The 16,484-nt window shown below is 59.4% G+C and carries 12 protein-coding genes and 1 tRNA gene; 10 read left to right on the top strand and 3 right to left on the bottom strand.

Annotated elements, in window-relative coordinates; all coding sequences use genetic code 11:
* Nucleotides 1-7: 7 nt before the first annotated feature.
* The 3 genes from ACR0K9_RS12215 to ACR0K9_RS12205 all read left to right on the top strand — a co-directional run bounded on the left by ACR0K9_RS12215 (nt 8) and on the right by ACR0K9_RS12205 (nt 2,152).
* Nucleotides 8-1,069, top strand: a complete 1,062-nt coding sequence (locus tag ACR0K9_RS12215; protein WP_480532318.1) for a methyltetrahydrofolate cobalamin methyltransferase — start codon at nt 8-10, stop codon at nt 1,067-1,069.
* 128 nt (nt 1,070-1,197) lie between these two features.
* A complete protein-coding gene (locus ACR0K9_RS12210; RefSeq protein ID WP_480823556.1) occupies nt 1,198-2,022 on the top strand; it encodes a polyphosphate kinase 2 family protein in 825 nt (274 codons plus the stop codon).
* A gap of 56 nt (nt 2,023-2,078) precedes the next feature.
* Nucleotides 2,079-2,152: transfer RNA gene (locus tag ACR0K9_RS12205), tRNA-Gly, on the top strand.
* Nucleotides 2,153-2,163: 11 nt separating this feature from the next.
* On the opposite strand, the gene ACR0K9_RS12200 is transcribed toward ACR0K9_RS12205, so the two are convergent.
* Together ACR0K9_RS12200 and ACR0K9_RS12195 are read right to left on the bottom strand one after the other, a co-directional pair.
* The gene (locus ACR0K9_RS12200) at nt 2,164-3,021 is read right to left on the bottom strand and encodes a class I SAM-dependent methyltransferase (protein WP_480823554.1); all 858 of its coding nucleotides are present in this window, start codon (nt 3,019-3,021) and stop codon (nt 2,164-2,166) included.
* 22 nt (nt 3,022-3,043) lie between these two features.
* On the bottom strand, nt 3,044-5,089 hold the full coding sequence (locus ACR0K9_RS12195) for an ASKHA domain-containing protein (protein WP_480823552.1): 2,046 nt from the start codon (nt 5,087-5,089) through the stop codon (nt 3,044-3,046).
* A 215-nt stretch (nt 5,090-5,304) separates the two neighbouring features.
* Here ACR0K9_RS12195 and guaB point away from each other — a divergent pair, with 215 nt between their 5' ends.
* The 3 genes from guaB (at nt 5,305) to ACR0K9_RS12180 (ending at nt 10,327) form a co-directional block, all read left to right on the top strand.
* The gene (guaB, locus tag ACR0K9_RS12190; RefSeq protein WP_480823550.1) at nt 5,305-6,753 is read left to right on the top strand and encodes an IMP dehydrogenase; all 1,449 of its coding nucleotides are present in this window, start codon (nt 5,305-5,307) and stop codon (nt 6,751-6,753) included.
* A 22-nt stretch (nt 6,754-6,775) separates the two neighbouring features.
* A complete protein-coding gene (locus tag ACR0K9_RS12185; protein ID WP_480823548.1) occupies nt 6,776-7,936 on the top strand; it encodes an RsmB/NOP family class I SAM-dependent RNA methyltransferase in 1,161 nt (386 codons plus the stop codon).
* A 105-nt stretch (nt 7,937-8,041) separates the two neighbouring features.
* Nucleotides 8,042-10,327, top strand: coding sequence for an ATP-binding protein (locus ACR0K9_RS12180; protein ID WP_480823546.1), 2,286 nt, complete (start codon nt 8,042-8,044; stop codon nt 10,325-10,327).
* Here ACR0K9_RS12180 and ACR0K9_RS12175 read toward each other — a convergent pair.
* Nucleotides 10,324-10,917: a gamma-glutamyl kinase gene (locus tag ACR0K9_RS12175; protein ID WP_480823544.1), complete on the bottom strand. Its 594-nt coding sequence runs from the start codon at nt 10,915-10,917 to the stop codon at nt 10,324-10,326. The two genes, ACR0K9_RS12180 and ACR0K9_RS12175, sit on opposite strands and share 4 nt — an antisense overlap.
* 190 nt (nt 10,918-11,107) lie before the next feature.
* Here ACR0K9_RS12175 and recA point away from each other — a divergent pair, with 190 nt between their 5' ends.
* From recA to ACR0K9_RS12155, 4 genes are all read left to right on the top strand, one after another.
* A complete protein-coding gene (gene recA, locus ACR0K9_RS12170; RefSeq protein WP_480520511.1) occupies nt 11,108-12,172 on the top strand; it encodes a recombinase RecA in 1,065 nt (354 codons plus the stop codon).
* Nucleotides 12,173-12,353: 181 nt separating this feature from the next.
* A complete protein-coding gene (gene alaS, locus ACR0K9_RS12165; RefSeq protein ID WP_480823543.1) occupies nt 12,354-15,026 on the top strand; it encodes an alanine--tRNA ligase in 2,673 nt (890 codons plus the stop codon).
* A 1-nt stretch (nt 15,027) separates the two neighbouring features.
* Nucleotides 15,028-15,315 (top strand): DUF1330 domain-containing protein, encoded by a 288-nt coding sequence (locus ACR0K9_RS12160; protein WP_480532336.1) that lies wholly within the window; start codon nt 15,028-15,030, stop codon nt 15,313-15,315.
* A 356-nt stretch (nt 15,316-15,671) separates the two neighbouring features.
* Nucleotides 15,672-16,271 (top strand): transglutaminase-like cysteine peptidase, encoded by a 600-nt coding sequence (locus ACR0K9_RS12155; protein WP_480823541.1) that lies wholly within the window; start codon nt 15,672-15,674, stop codon nt 16,269-16,271.
* Nucleotides 16,272-16,484 lie beyond the last annotated feature (213 nt).

Raw genomic sequence — 16,484 nt, 5'->3', positions numbered from 1 at the left:
AACGGACATGACCCGTACAGTCGTAGAATCAAAAACAAAAACCGCGGTCCTGGGCTTTGACGAACCGTTCTGCGTGATCGGTGAGCGGATCAACCCGACCGGCCGCAAGAAACTGGCCGCTGAACTGGAAGCAGGCGATTTCTCGACCGTCGAGAAAGACGCGCTGGCACAGGTCGCAGCTGGCGCGACCGTTCTGGATATCAACGCGGGCGTTGTCTATAACTCGAACCCCAACCCCAACGAGACCGAGCCGCCGCTGATGACCAAGATCGTCGAGCTGGTGCAGGGTCTGGTCGACGTGCCGCTGTGCATCGACTCGTCGGTTCCCGGCGCACTTGAGGCGGGTCTTGAGGCCGCCGAAGGCCGTCCGCTGCTGAACTCGGTCACCGGCGAGGAAGAGCGTCTGGAACTGGTTCTGCCGCTGGTCAAGAAGTACAACGTGCCGGTTGTGGCGATCTCGAACGACGACACCGGCATCTCGGAAGACCCCGATGTTCGGTTCGAAGTGGCCCGCAAGATCGTTGAACGTGCGGCCGATTTCGGTATCCCCGCGCATGACATCGTGGTTGACCCGCTGGTGATGCCCATCGGTGCGATGGCAACCGCTGGCCAGCAGGTGTTCGCTCTGGTCCGTCGTCTGCGCGAAGAGCTGGGCGTGAACACCACTTGCGGCGCGTCTAACATCTCGTTCGGTCTGCCGAACCGTCACGGCATCAACAACGCCTTCCTGCCGATGGCGATGGGCGCTGGCATGACCTCGGCGATCATGAACCCGGTGGCTCTGCCGGTTGGTCCCAAGAAACTGGCCGAGAAAAAGGCCGAGGTTGAAGCCAAAGGCATCGTGCTGCCTGCGGATATGGACGATGAGACCTTCTGCCAGCTGTTCGGTCTGGGCTCGACCCAGCCGCGCGCGGGCAAGGAAATGGAGGCCATCCGCGCCGCCAACCTGCTGACCAACAACGACCCGCATGGCGGGGCGTGGATCAAGTTCAACAAAGCGCCTGACGAGGCCGGTGCCGCCGGCGCTGCAGGCGGCCGTCGTGGCGGTGGCCGTCGCCGCCGCGCCTGATCCAATCACTTTGTATCCGAATGGCCGGGCCCAGCGCCCGGCCTTTTTCGTTTTGACACGGATCAAGGCCCTTTGTGGCCGGACCGGAAAGACTGTTTGCATCCGAACGCGTGCAGCAGGTGCTCAGAATGGTTCATCACCCTCCGAAACTATCAGATGCGGATCTGACCAAACGGCTTGGAAAGAAGGAGTATTTCGATCAGCTGGTGGATTTACAGGCACAGCTGGCCTTGATCCAGCAGGCGTTTCTGTTTCACGGCCACAAGGGCATTCTGGTATTTGAGGGCTGGGATGCGGCAGGCAAGGGCGGCACCATCCGACGGATCAGTCAGGCGCTGGACCCGCGCAGCTTCAAGGTCTGGCCCATCGGCGCGCCGCGCAACTACTATCTGAATCGTCACTATCTGCTGCGCTTTTGGGAGAGGCTGCCCCCCGCAGGGGCCATATCCGCCTTTGATCGCAGCTGGTATGGCCGTGTTCTGGTCGAAAGGCTGGAAAACCTGACGCCGGAACAGCGCTGGCGCGCGGCTTATCAGGAAATCAATGATTTTGAGCGCATGTTGGTGGATGACGGGGCGCGGATCGTGAAACTGTTCTTTCACATTTCTGCAGACGAACAGATGGCACGCTTTACCGAACGGCTGCGCAATCCGATGAAGCGTTGGAAGCTGACTTACGAGGATTTCCGCAATCGTGAGCGTTGGGATGAGGCTCAGGTCGCCGTTGATGAGATGCTGGCGCGGACATCGACGGAAACCGCGCCGTGGCATGTGATCCCTGCCAATAACAAGAAATACGCGCGCATCGCGGCAATGCAGGCCATCGTTAAGGCATTCTCAAAAGACGTGGACCTGAGCCCTCAGCATCTCGATCAGCGCACGTTGGAGGCCGCGCGCAAGGCGCTGGACGTGGATCAATCCCTGATTGACAGTATTCGCGCCAGAACAGAGTGAGCGCGTTGAATGCCGCTTGCAGTCGGTCAACAGGCGATGCTATCCACGCCTTTGCGGCGGGTATGATGTAATGGTAGCCTGTCAGCTTCCCAAGCTGAACGCGCGGGTTCGATTCCCGCTACCCGCTCCAGTTCCCCGACATCACCGAGGCGCGCGCGCCTGTAGCAGGTTGATTACGGCAGGAACCTTCACGCCTTCGGGTGTTTGATAGACATTGAACTCTGCAGCGACAGAATTGACGATGGCGTCGACATCCTCTTGCGTGCCTTCGAAATGAGCAACGACCCGGGCGGCGGGTCCAACCCGGGTACATAACAAAGCGGCATCCTCGACGGTTGCCGGACCTGTAAGCGTCAGCGGAACCGCTTTGACCTGTACATCGCTCAGACCTGCGGCAGACATCAGACCCGCCACCCTCTCGCGGTCGTGAAACGCCAATGGTCCCGGCGCGTTTCTGTTTACCTTGGGCGGCTGGCCCAACCGTTTGACAGCCATAACATGGGGGGTCTTGAACCACGGGTTTTCCGACAATCCGCCCCATGCGGCAAAGGTCATTTGTCCGCCGGGTTTCAATGCGCGTGCCATATTGGCTAAGGCTGCAACCGGGTCTGAAAAGAACATGACGCCAAAGCGTGAGATCAGGGCATCGTAGCGGCCTGCACCAAGGTCCGAGACTTGCGCGTCGGCATATTGGAACGCCAGCCCCTCAAGCTGATCACGGGCCGCGCGGTCGCGGGCCCGTTTCAGAAACTGTTCTGATATATCGACGCCCAGCACGCGACCTTCGGGGCCGACCTGCCGGGCGGCCCGCAAGGAACTTGCGCCGGTGCCGCAACCGATATCGAGAACACGCATTCCGGGCTGAAGCGCGGCTTGATCAAGGACCAGGTCCAGAACCGGGGTGAACAGGCTGTCCAGCTGATCCTCGAAGGTCAGCCATCGTGTGCCCATTTCGGACTTGCCCCAGAACTCTTCCTGGTCTTCGTTGATTGTCAGCATCTTTGGCCCCTTTTGGAGGGGACTATGACCTCCTGCGGCGGCGACGGCCAGATTTTTCCTCATCCCCACCGCCGGTGTTGAAGGACGGCGCGGGCAGGGTGACCACTTGTGCCAGTTCGGGGAACGGATCGGTTTTGTGCGGTATTGCGTTGGCGGCGACGAAGTGATCCTGGAATTTCGGCTCAATTGCGGTTTCGACCTTGGTAATCTCGCGTACCACCCGCTCGATCTCAGCGCGCGAACCGATATTGCACAGCGCGATCCGCGCGCCGGTGCCTGCGGCGTTGCCAGCGCTTGAGACCTTGTCCAGAGGCGCGTCTGGGATCATGCCCAGAACCATCGCATGTTTGGTCGAGATATGGGCGCCGAAAGCTCCGGCCAAAACCACCCGATCCACGCGATCGACCTCCATCACGTCCATCAGCAGGCGGGCTCCGGCGTAAAGCGCGGATTTCGCCAGTTGGATGGCGCGGATATCGCCCTGCGTCACGGTAATCCGAGGCCCGCCCTCGGCGCTGTCGTCGTGGATCAGATAGGCGTGCGTCCGGCCTTCGGGCACGCACCGCGTGGTGCCGGTCTGCTCGGCGGACCCGATCAGGCCACTTTCATCCAGCAATCCGGCAATGCGCATCTCGGCTACGGCCTCGATGATGCCCGAGCCGCAGATACCGGTGATGCCCGTGGTGGCGACATCGAGATCAAAGCCTTCTTCGTCAGACCATTTTTCGGACCCGATGATACGAAAGCGGGGTTCTTTGGTGACGGGGTCGATCTCGATCCGTTCAATGGCACCGGGCGCGGCGCGCTGACCCGAACTGATCTGGGCGCCCTCGAAGGCGGGGCCGGTGGGAGAGGAACAGGCCAGCACACGCTGGGTGTTGCCCAGCAGGATTTCCGCGTTGGTGCCCACATCGACGATCAGTACGAGGTCTTCCGATTTGCCGGGTTCTTCCGACAGCGCTACGGCGGCGCAGTCCGCGCCCACATGGCCCGCGATGCACGGCAGGATATAAACCTGTGCGCGCGGGTTCATGGTTGTCAGGTCCATCTTGCGCGCGGGCAAAGAGATGCTCTCGGATGTGGCCAGCGCAAACGGGGCCTGCCCCAGTTCGACCGGGTCCAGACCCAGCAGCAGGTGGTGCATGACCGGGTTACACACAAAGACCGTCTCGACGATCAGGGCCGCGTCGATCCCGGCTTCCTCGGCAATCGAGGTTGTCAGGTCATTGATCGCCTCACGCACGGCCTTGGTCATTTCCTGATCGCCGCCGGGGTTCATCATAGCGTAGGACACGCGGCTCATCAGGTCTTCGCCGAACCGGATCTGCGGGTTCATCAGGCCCGAGGACGCCTTGACCTCACCCGTCTCCAGATCGGTCAGGTGCGCGGCGATGGTGGTCGAGCCGAGGTCGATGGCCAGACCATAAAGACCGCTTTCATGCAGCCCGGGCCAGATTTCGACGATGCGGGCGACGCTGTCCTTGTGGCCTTTGTGGACGGCCACCGTGACCTCCCATTTGCCCTTGCGCAGCACCGGCTGCAGCTTGGACATCAGCGACAGGTCGGCGGTGACCGCGTCAAGGTTCCATTGCTGCTGCAGGGCGCGCTCCAACCGTTCCAGATCGCCGGTGGGCGAGTGCATGTCGGGTTCTTCGACCACGACAAAATAGAGCCGCGTTGCCGGGTCCATGGTGATGGCGCGGGCAGCAGCGGCCTTGCGGACGACCTGCCGATGAACCTGGCTTTCGGGCGGCACGTCGATCACCACGTCACCCTGAACCGAGGCCTGACAGCCAAGGCGACGGCCCGGTTTCAACCCGCGCTTGTCGTCATAGCGCTGCTCGACCGCATTCCACTCGCTCAGCGCGCCTTCGGAGACGGTGACGCCATGCTTGGGGAACTCGCCATAGCTGGGGGTGATCTGGCATTTCGAACAAATCCCGCGCCCGCCGCAGACCGAATCTAGATCGACGCCCAACTGGCGGGCTGCGGTCAGAATCGGTGTGCCAATGGGAAAATGCCCGCGTTTGCCGGACGGGGTGAAAACGACAAGAGGTTCGGTGGTCATGAATGGCCTGCCTTTGTATTCGCGCGTATGCGGTGGAACATATGGGTTTGAACGCAAAGCGAAAGGGTATTCAGCGGCACGTTTTGCACCGCTAGCGTCGTTTTCGGGTGCGGTAGAACCCCACATGGGAAAACAACTTGGGTTCAGGGCTTTCCCTTGGTCAAAATCCATGTAATAGGGTCACCGTCAAACGGGCTTTTGCATGGGGTTTTCAGATGCAGATTCGTGAGGCACTCACCTTTGACGACGTTCTTCTGGTTCCGGGCGCATCTTCTGTGCTTCCGGCAACAGCGGACACAAGCACGCGCGTGACGCGCGAGATCACCATGAACATCCCGCTGCTCAGCTCGGCGATGGACACGGTGACCGAGGCGCGCATGGCCATCGCCATGGCGCAGGCGGGTGGCATTGGAGTGGTCCACAAGAACCTCTCGGTCGAAGAGCAGGCGCGCGAGGTACGGCGCGTCAAGCGGTTTGAATCCGGCATTGTTTACAACCCGGTCACGCTGCGCGCGGATCAGACGCTGGCGGATGCGCAGGCATTGGTCGAGCGTTACAACTTCACCGGTTTCCCAGTGGTCGACGGCGACGGGCGCGTCGTTGGTATCGTGACCAACCGGGACATGCGGTTTGCCACCTCGGACGATACGCCGATCCACGCGATGATGACGGCGGACAATCTGGCGATGCTGCAGGAACCGGCCGATCTGGAAGAGGCAAAAAGCCTGATGCGCGCCCGTCGGATCGAGAAACTGCTGGTCGTGGATGGCGCGGGCAAGCTGACCGGTCTGCTGACCCTGAAGGACACCGAACAGGCGGTGCTGAACCCCACTGCCTGCAAGGACCGGCTGGGTCGCTTGCGGGTGGCGGCGGCGACATCGGTCGGGGATGCCGGGTTTGAACGGTCCGAGCAACTGGTGGATTCGGGTGTCGACATCATTGTTGTGGATACTGCCCATGGTCATTCGCAAGGGGTTCTGGACGCAGTGAAACGCGCCAAGACGCTGTCGAATGAGGTTCAGATCATCGCAGGTAACGTTGCGACGGCCGACGCAACCAAGGCGCTGATCGATGCCGGGGCGGATGCAATCAAGGTTGGGATCGGGCCGGGCTCGATCTGCACCACGCGGATGGTTGCGGGGGTCGGCGTACCTCAGTTGACCGCGATCATGGATTGCGCGGCAGCAGCAGGCGATGTGCCAGTGATCGCCGACGGAGGCATCAAGTTCTCGGGCGATTTCGCCAAGGCGATTGCGGCCGGGGCGTCCTGCGCCATGGTCGGCTCGATGATCGCGGGCACCGATGAAAGCCCGGGCGAGGTGATCCTGTATCAGGGCCGCTCGTTCAAGTCCTATCGCGGCATGGGCAGCCTTGGCGCAATGGCGCGTGGCTCGGCGGATCGGTATTTCCAGAAGGACGCCGCCAATGACAAGCTGGTGCCCGAAGGGATCGAGGGGCAGGTGCCCTACAAGGGCTCGGCCAGCGCGGTTGTGCATCAACTGGTCGGCGGTCTGCGCGCTGCAATGGGCTATACCGGATGCGCCACCGTTGATGAGATGCGGCGTAACTGCAACTTCGTTAAAATCACCGGTGCGGGTCTGAAGGAAAGCCATGTGCATGACGTTCAGATCACTCGTGAAAGCCCGAATTACCGGGTGATGTAAGCGACCGAGATCGGAGACAGCGATGACCCCGGCAGCGCGCGTGCAGGCCGCGATCGAGATACTCGATGAGATTCTGTCGGGGGCGCCTGTCGAAAAGGCGCTGACCGGATGGGCCCGTCGCAGCCGATTTGCCGGATCAAAAGACCGCGCGGCGATCCGCGATCATGTGTTTAGTGCTCTGCGTTGCAAGCGATCTTTCGCAACGCGAGGCGGTTCCGAGACGGGCCGGGGCCTGATGATTGGCTCGATCCGCACCGCGGGTGCAGACCCTTCAGACATGTTCACAGGCGAACGGTTCGCGCCATCACCTGTTACGGCCGAGGATCGGGATTCGGACTTTCGAACCGACGCCGAACGCCTTGATATTCCCGAATGGCTCTGGCCGGAGTTTCAGTGCGCGCTGGGTGATGAGGCGGAACAGGCGGCGGTGGCATTGCAATCCCGCGCGCCGGTGCATCTGCGTGTAAACCGCTCAAAGGCCCAGCGGTTGAACGCGGTTGAAAGACTGGCTGCCGAGGGCATTCGGACATGTCCGCATCCGGCCTGCGACACCGCGCTTGAGGTTTTCGAAGGCGAGCGCAAGATCGCGCAGAGCAATGCCTATAAGGCGGGGCTTATCGAGTTGCAGGATGCGGCAAGCCAGGCGGTTGTTTCGGCGCTCGACCTGATATCCGGTATGCGGGTTTTGGACTTTTGTGCGGGCGGCGGAGGCAAAACACTGGCTTTGGCGGCGGTTGAGGGCGTACAGGTGTTTGCCCATGATGCCAATCCGGCCCGGATGCGGGATTTGCCTGCGCGGGCTGAGCGAGCAGGGGCCAGAGTGACCATTCTGACCGCGGCGCAACTTGCGCAACAGGCCCCGTTTGATGTCGTGCTGACGGATGTTCCCTGTTCAGGCAGTGGCTCCTGGCGACGTGCACCCGCCGGGAAGTGGGCGCTGACGCCTGAACGTTTGAACGCGCTGTCCGAGATTCAGACGGGCATATTGAAAGAAGTCGCACCACTGGTCGCAGCAAACGGGGTACTGGCTTATGCCACATGTTCGATGCTGACGGTTGAGAATGACGCCGTGGTCGACGGGTTTCTTTTGGATCACCCCACCTGGCATTCAGTTTTCCGCAAAACGTGGCTGGTTTCCCACGGTACGGATGGATTCTATACAGCTCACTTGACGCGAAGCTGATTGTATAAAATCAACTATAAGAAGTTCATCCCGCACTTGCGTTAAGCGGGGGTTAACCATTGCAGGCCGATATTGGCCAAAAATTGAGTTAACAAGAGCTGCTTTATGTCCAGTCTTTCTGATGTTTTCCCCAGCGACCAAAGCCGATGGGACAACGTGAACCTGCGCTATGTCCTATTGGGGGTAATCGCGGTTGGTTTATGCCTGAGCGCGACCATCGGTCTGGTGCCGTCGCCCTGGAGCCTGATGATTGCAGCGGTCGGGCTGTCCTTCCTGGTGGTCGGCGTCTTTCAGATTGCACGCCAACGGCTTGTCCAGTCGGCAGAGTATCGGGCGCAGACTTATCTGGCCACCTATCTGGACCATCAGGATTCGGCCTGTCTTGTGGCGGACACGAACGGCGATATCCTTGTCGCCAACACATTTGCCAGAACCCGCTTTCGTGCCAGGGTGGGGGATCGGTTGGAAACATGCCTCCGATCTGTAATCGCGCATCCTGCCTCTGTTCTTCTGCTCCTGCAGTCACAAGCAGCGGCGAAGGGGTATGCGCGGAAAGACATCGTGACGCGCGGGCAGTCGGTTTCATTGTTTGTTTCGCAGCTGGATCATGACAGGTTTTGCTGGCGCATTACTGCGGACACCGAAAGTGTCTGGGCCGATATCAACGTTCCGGTCATAACCGTCGGCTTTGATGACGTTGTTCTGGGGCTGAACGACAGTGCCAGGGGATTGCTGGGCGATACTCCATCGACTGTCGGGCAGGTGTTTATAGATGGCGGTTCAGACGGCCTTCGACAGGTTATTACACCGCAGGGCAAAATGCCTGTGATCGTCTCGACCCTGCGGGAAAACGGCCTGGTGCGTGATCTGCTGTTGCTTCCGGCCGAAGAAACCGGTTCGGTCGCTGATGCGGCGTCATTCACGGACCTTCCGGTGCCTATCATGCGGTTGTCTCCGGACGGAGAGATTCTGGAAGCCAACCCGTTGGCGGAACAGCTGGTCGGAGAAATCAAACCTGGCTACGCCAATATCGAGGCCTTGATGCAAGGCCTCGGTCATCCGCTAAGGGATTGGTTGACCCGCACGATCGCGCAAGACATAGCTTCGCGGTCTGAATTCCTGCGCCTGACGCGGCGTGACAAAGAGGTTTTTGTACAGGTCACGCTATCCCGTACGCAACGTGATGGGCAGGCGGGCCTGATTGCCGTGTTGAACGACGCGACCGAACTCAAGACGCTCGAAGCGCAGTTCGTGCAAGGACAGAAGATGCAGGCCGTGGGGCAATTGGCGGGTGGTGTTGCACATGATTTCAACAACCTTCTGACCGCGATTTCCGGTCATTGTGACCTGCTGCTGTTGCGCCATGATCAGAGTGATCCGAACTACAGTGATCTCATCCAGATCAACCAGAACGCCAACCGCGCGGCAGCGCTGGTCAGCCAATTGCTGGCCTTTTCACGCAAACAGACCCTGCGGCCCGAAACGCTGGATCTGCGTGACACGATCTCAGATCTGATCCACCTGCTGAACCGGCTTGTGGGCGAGAAGGTCCGGCTGACCCTCAGCCACGATCCCGTGCTCAAACCCGTCTGTGCGGATAAACGGCAACTCGAACAGGTGTTGATGAACCTCGTGGTCAACGCGCGCGATGCGATGCCGGATGGTGGAGAGATTCGGATCGAGACCGAAGTCCTGGCCCTGGATCGCCCCCTTACGCGCGACCGGGCCACCGTACAGCCCGGAGAATACGTCACGGTGAAAGTGATCGACAGCGGTGTCGGCATCCCCGCCGACAAGCTGTTAAAAGTGTTCGAGCCTTTCTACACCACCAAGCGCACGGGTGAGGGGACGGGGCTGGGCCTGTCCACCGTCTATGGGATCGTAAAGCAGACAGGCGGGTTTATTTTTGTCGATAGTGTGCAGGACAAGGGCACCGAGTTTACCGTCCTGTTGCCCGTGGGTGCTGCGGTTGAACCCGCAGAGCCCGAAGCCCCCGTGACGCAGGAGGAACATGTCTCACGTCAGGGGGAAGGCGTTGTTTTGCTGGTTGAAGACGAAGCTCCCGTGCGCGCCTTTGCGACCCGGGCGTTGCGTTTGAAAGGCTATACCGTGCTTGAAGCAGAATCAGCCGAAGACGCGCTGCAATTGCTGGAAGACCCGGATCTGTCGGTGGATGTCTTTGTCACCGATGTGGTGATGCCCGGTATGGATGGCCCAACCTGGGTACGTCAGGCCCGGCAGACGCGTCCGGATGTCAAAGTAGTCTTTATGTCTGGCTATACCGAAGGGGCCTTCAACGAAACAGGTCCCAAGATTGAAAACTCGGCGTTCCTGCCAAAACCCTTTTCACTCAACCAACTGACGGAGGCGGTGTACCAGCAGCTTGGCTAGCGCGCCGATTGGTGAAGCGCGAATTCAGCGGCGTGCAGGGTTCTAAACCGCTGCTCGGTTTCGGGGGACAGGTCCAATGGGAGATCGGGTGAGACATTCTCGCGCGCGAGATGAATGCCACAACCCAAGCGATCTTGTAGGAACTGCAATATCTCATTCTGGTTTTCATACTTGAACAAATGATCAACGCCGGCGCCGTTGCTGCGCGGTCTCAGGAAATCGGTCTGGCATCCGACATCCGCAAAGGCCGGACGCGGGGACTGCAAATAGGCGTTGAGGAAGGTATCAAAACTCATTCCCCGAGTTGCATGCGGATGACCGGCGCGTTCGGGGCGGCTGCGATATCGATACCAACTTCCCAGCCAATCGAAGGGCTCGCGGATAACGGCCATCACCTCCATCTCGGTATCGAATATCTTGCGGAACATGGTTTGAATGAACCGGTCATAGCGGCGCATGTTCGCGTGTTTCAGGTCAGTCGGACCCGCGATGACAATATCCGCCCGGTCGCGCAAAGCGGTCTGATAGGCGGTGCTGCCGGTTTTCGGAACAGATAGAAGCGCCAGACGCTCTTGGTAAAACACAAGCATTTTTCTTTTCTCTTCAACGCTTTTCGTGTCGCAGATTGTCGTAAACGACTCTTTAACACAATTGTCCAACAGTAAGTTTCATAAGTTTTAGTTGAAATGTTCTCTTTTTGGTCCCATAAGGAACAAGAGGCGAACAAAGCAGCGATTGCCGCCCGTCAAAGGGTGTGACAAAAGGGATAGTGACAGGACAATGGCGGATCTTCTGACGATGAGCGACAAGAAAAACGCAGACAAGCAAAAGGCGCTCGACAGCGCGCTGGCACAGATCGAACGGCAGTTCGGCAAGGGCTCGATCATGAAGCTGGGCGAAGATTCCAAGCAGGATATCGAGGCAAGCTCGACCGGCTCGCTGGGGCTGGATATCGCGCTGGGGATCGGCGGCTTGCCGATGGGCCGGATTGTCGAGATTTACGGGCCGGAAAGTTCCGGTAAGACCACGCTGACGCTGCACTGCATTGCAGAACAGCAGAAACGTGGCGGCGTTTGTGCATTCGTTGACGCGGAACACGCGCTGGACCCGCAATATGCCCGCAAGCTGGGTGTCGATCTGGATGAGTTGCTGATTTCGCAGCCCGACACAGGTGAGCAGGCGTTGGAGATCACCGATACGCTGGTGCGGTCGGGGGCTGTGAACATGGTCGTGGTCGACTCGGTGGCGGCGCTGACGCCTAAATCCGAGCTTGAGGGCGACATGGGCGACAGCAACGTGGGCGTACAGGCGCGACTGATGAGCCAGGCGATGCGCAAGCTGACCGGCTCGATCAGCCGTTCGAACTGCATGGTGATCTTCATCAACCAGATTCGGATGAAGATCGGTGTCATGTTCGGCAGCCCGGAAACCACCACCGGTGGTAATGCGCTGAAATTCTACAGTTCGGTTCGTCTGGACATCCGCCGCATCGGTGCGATCAAGGACCGGGACGAAGTGGTCGGCAATCAGACCCGTGTGAAGGTTGTGAAGAACAAGGTGGCGCCGCCGTTCAAGCAGGTGGAATTCGACATCATGTATGGCGAAGGCATCAGCAAAATGGGCGAGCTGCTGGATCTGGGCGTGAAGGCTGGTGTAGTCGAGAAGTCGGGCTCGTGGTTCAGCTATGGCGATGAACGCATCGGGCAGGGGCGCGAGAACGCCAAGCAATATCTGCGCGATAACACCCGTGCCGCGCTTGAGATCGAGGACAAGATCCGCGCCGCGCATGGTCTGGACTTTGAGATGCCGCCCGAGGCGGAAGAGGATGATATCCTCGAAGCCTGAAGAACGCTGAAGGGAACCGCGGAAATTCCCCGGTGCCCCCTGAGGTGCTGAGAATACTTTGAACAGGGCGGTCCATCAGGGCCGCCTTGTTTCGTATCGGAGTGGCCAACGCTGTGGACACTCCCGAGGTGGAGGGCTAAACCTTCGCAGACCCATATGAATGTGCGCCGAGAGAGCCCAAATGCCCACGCTGAACGATATCCGATCAACTTTTCTGAACTACTTCGCCAAGCAGGGCCATGAAGTCGTGGCGTCCAGCCCGCTTGTTCCTCGTAATGACCCAACCCTGATGTTCGTGAACTCGGGCATGGTGCAGTTCAAGAATCTGTTTACGGGTCTGGAAACCCGCGACTATAGCCGCGCCACCACGGCGCAAAAATGTGTGCGCGCCGGTGGTAAGCACAACGATCTGGACAATGTAGGCTATACCGCGCGGCACCATACGTTCTTTGAAATGTTGGGGAATTTCTCGTTCGGGGATTACTTCAAGCACGACGCCATCCCTTTCGCATGGGAGCTGATCACCAAGGAATTTGGCATCGACAAAGACCGTCTGCTGACCACCGTCTATCATACGGATGATGAGGCGTTTGAGATCTGGAAAAAGGTTGGCGTGCCAGAAGATCGGATCATCCGCATCGCCACCAATGACAACTTCTGGCAGATGGGCCCGACCGGTCCCTGCGGCCCGTGCACCGAGATTTTCTATGACCATGGCGACCACATCTGGGGTGGCCCTCCGGGCTCGACCGAGGAAGACGGGGACCGGTTCATCGAGATCTGGAACATCGTTTTCATGCAGAACGAGCAGTTCGAGGACGGCTCGATGGTGGAGCTCGACATGCAGTCGATCGACACCGGTATGGGGCTGGAGCGGATCGGTGCGCTGCTGCAAGGCAGCCATGACAACTATGACACCGACCTGTTCAAGATACTGATCGAGGCGTCGGCGGATGCCACCGGGGTTGATCCTTATGGTGACCAGAATGTGCATCACCGCGTGATCGCGGACCACCTGCGCTCGACCTCGTTCCTGATTGCGGATGGGGTGATGCCCAGCAATGACGGGCGCGGCTATGTCCTGCGCCGCATCATGCGCCGCGCGATGCGCCATGCACATCTACTGGGCGCGAAGGATCCGGTGATGCACCGATTGGTGCCATCCCTCGTTCAGTTGATGGGCGCACAGTATTCCGAATTGGGACAGGCGCAGGCTCTGATCGAAGAGACGCTTTTGCTTGAGGAAACGCGTTTCAAGCAGACCCTCGACCGCGGCCTGAAACTGCTGGACGACGAGGTTGCGGGCCTTCCCGAAGGTGCGGCTTTGCCGGGTGATGCGGCCTTCAAACTCTACGACACCTATGGCTTTCCTCTGGACCTGACGCAGGATGCCCTGCGTGAAAAGGGCCGGACCGTCGATACAGATGGGTTCGATGCCGCTATGGCCGAGCAGAAGGCCAAGGCCCGCGCCGCATGGTCCGGTTCAGGGGAAGCAGCTGACCAAGCTGTATGGTTCGACGTATTGGACACCGCCGGTGCCACTGATTTCCTGGGGTATGACACCGAAAAAGCCGAAGGACAGGTGGCCGCGCTTATCGTTGACGGCGCATTGGTGGACAAGATTGATCAGGGCGGTTCCGGATGGGTCGTCGTGAACCAGACCCCGTTTTATGGCGAGGCGGGTGGTCAGATCGGCGACGCAGGTGAGATCCGGCGCCTAGGAGAGCGTTCGGATGTTTCACGCGTCGAAGACACCCGGAAATTTGCGGATGGCAAGGTCTATGCGCATAAGATCACCGTGGATCAGGGCGTTCTGTCCAAGGGCGACGCGGTTGAACTTGAGGTCGATCACGCCCGCCGCACGGCCATCCGCGCCAACCATTCGGCCACACACCTGCTGCATGAAGCGCTGCGCGAAACGCTTGGCGATCACGTTGCACAGCGGGGCTCGCTGAATGCCGCTGAGCGTCTGCGGTTCGACTTCAGCCACTCCAAGGCTTTGACTTTGGAGGAAATTCAGAAGGTCGAGCGCGAGGTGAACGCGTTCATTCGTCAGAATTCCAGCGTCGAGACCCGTATCATGACGCCGGATGACGCACGTGCGCTGGGTGCGCAGGCGTTGTTTGGCGAGAAATACGGCGACGAGGTGCGTGTGGTTTCGATGGGTAAGGCCCCCACCGGCAAAGGGCAGGATGGCGAGACCTGGTCGATTGAACTGTGCGGCGGCACCCATGTCCGTCAGACCGGTGATATTGGAACATTTGTGGTGCTGGGCGACAGTGCCAGCAGTGCAGGTGTGCGGCGGATCGAAGCGCTGACCGGTGATGAAGCGTTCAAATACCTCTCTGCACAGGACCAACGTCTGGGCGCGATTGCGCTTGAGCTGAAGGCGCAGCCGGACGACGTAGTGGCGCGTGTGAAATCCCTGATGGATGAACGCAAGGCGCTGCAGAACGAAGTGGCTCAGCTGCGCCGTGATCTGGCGATGGCCGGTGGCGCGGGGCAGGGCAGTGGTGCCGAGGCCCGACAGGTGAATGGCGTTTCGTTTTTGGCGCAGGCTCTGACCGGTGTGTCCGGCAAGGATCTGCCCGCTCTGATTGATGAACATAAAAGCCGCCTGGGAACAGGCGCGGTACTGCTGATCGCCGATACGGGCGGTAAGGCGGCGGTCGCTGCGGGTGTGACCCCTGACCTGACAGACAAGTTGTCGGCGGTTGATCTGGTCAAAGCTGCCGTGGCGGAACTGGGCGGTAAAGGCGGCGGGGGCCGTCCCGATATGGCACAGGGGGGCGGCAGAGACGCATCGAACGCGGATGCGGCCATCAAGGCCGCCGAACAGGTTTTGGGAGGATAAGATGCCAGCACTCTGGATCGCACATGTGACGGTGACGGATGCCGAAGCGTATGGAAAGTATGCAGAACTCGCTGGTCCGGCGATTGCGGCACATGGTGGTGAATTCATCGCCCGCGCCGCGCGCTTCGTTCAGCTCGAGGGAAAGGAGCGGCCACGCAATGTCGTAGCGCGGTTCCCCTCGCTTGAGGCGGCGGTGGATTGTTATCATTCCCCCGAATACCAAGAGGCACTTGACCACGCCCGTGGCGCCAGCGAGCGCGAGCTGATGGTCGTCGAAACCACCGAATGAGAATCACTCGGGTGTGTCGACACCTGACAGTTAAGTGATCTATGGGCGCGCAGCATCGACTGCGCGTTCAATTTTTTCACGCAAATGATCTTCTTATAGTTAATAATTACAACGTGTTATGCGGCGTTCTTGTTGTATTTAGCTTTCTGATTGTGACCAACGCGCCATGATCTGGCGCGGAAATGGTCACAAAATATGACGAATTTCCGCCGCTTTTTCCCCCCAGCTTCAACAAGGATTGCGTGCTGCCCCTCGTTTACGGATATTTCCCATGCAATAGATAGGGTTCTGCGTCACGCCAATCGATTGGTTTGAACAGTGCTCGAGGGACAGGAATGGCGCGGCTAGGAACGACTTTGAAGACCGTTGGACATCGTATCGTTCGGTTTGGCGCCGGCTGCGCCGCTGCTGCGATGGTGTGCGGCTCAATGTTGCTCGGGTCGAGCGCGGATGCGCGTGACACAGCATTCATCACCAGCGGAGCCGCTTCGCCGCCACCTTCGGGTGCGCGCCAACTGTGTCGGGATTATACCTGGGCCTGCGCACAAAAATCTGCAGCGTCGATGCCCAGCGAACAGGAAATGAAGCTGGTCAAGAAGATCAATCGTCGTGTGAATTCATCGACGCGTGAAGTGACCGATCAGATTCAGTACAAAACCCGCGAACTTTGGGCGCTCCCTACGTCATTGGGTGGTGATTGCGAGGATTTTGCGTTGCTCAAGAAACGGGATTTGATCCAGGCTGGCATCGATCCACGCAAGCTATTGATCGCAACGGTTCTGGATACGCGCCGAAACTCTCATGCCGTCCTGGTCTATCGTTCGAGCCAGGGGGATCTGGTTCTGGACAATCTGACCAATCGGATCAAACCCTGGTCTGAAACGCGCTATCTGTTCCTGCGGATGCAAGATCCGAAGCAGCCGCGCAATTGGGTTGGGGTTTACGGACGAAGCTGAAAAACAGCGCTCATCAAGTCAAGATTCGTCGGTAATTGACGTAAAAAGGCGATCTGATTGATCGCCTTTTTCTGTGTTCGGCCGCACTATCGTGGCTCTTGAACTAGGTTTGCGGTTCACCGCCTTTGCCGTCGTCGCCTTTGCCGTCGTCGCCTTTGCCGTCGTCGCCTTTGCCGTCGTCGCCTTTGCCGTCGTCGCCTTTGCCGTCGTCGC

It is taken from the genome of Ruegeria sp. L12 (genome assembly GCF_056531745.1).
This window is presented reverse-complemented; position numbering and strand designations above follow the sequence as displayed.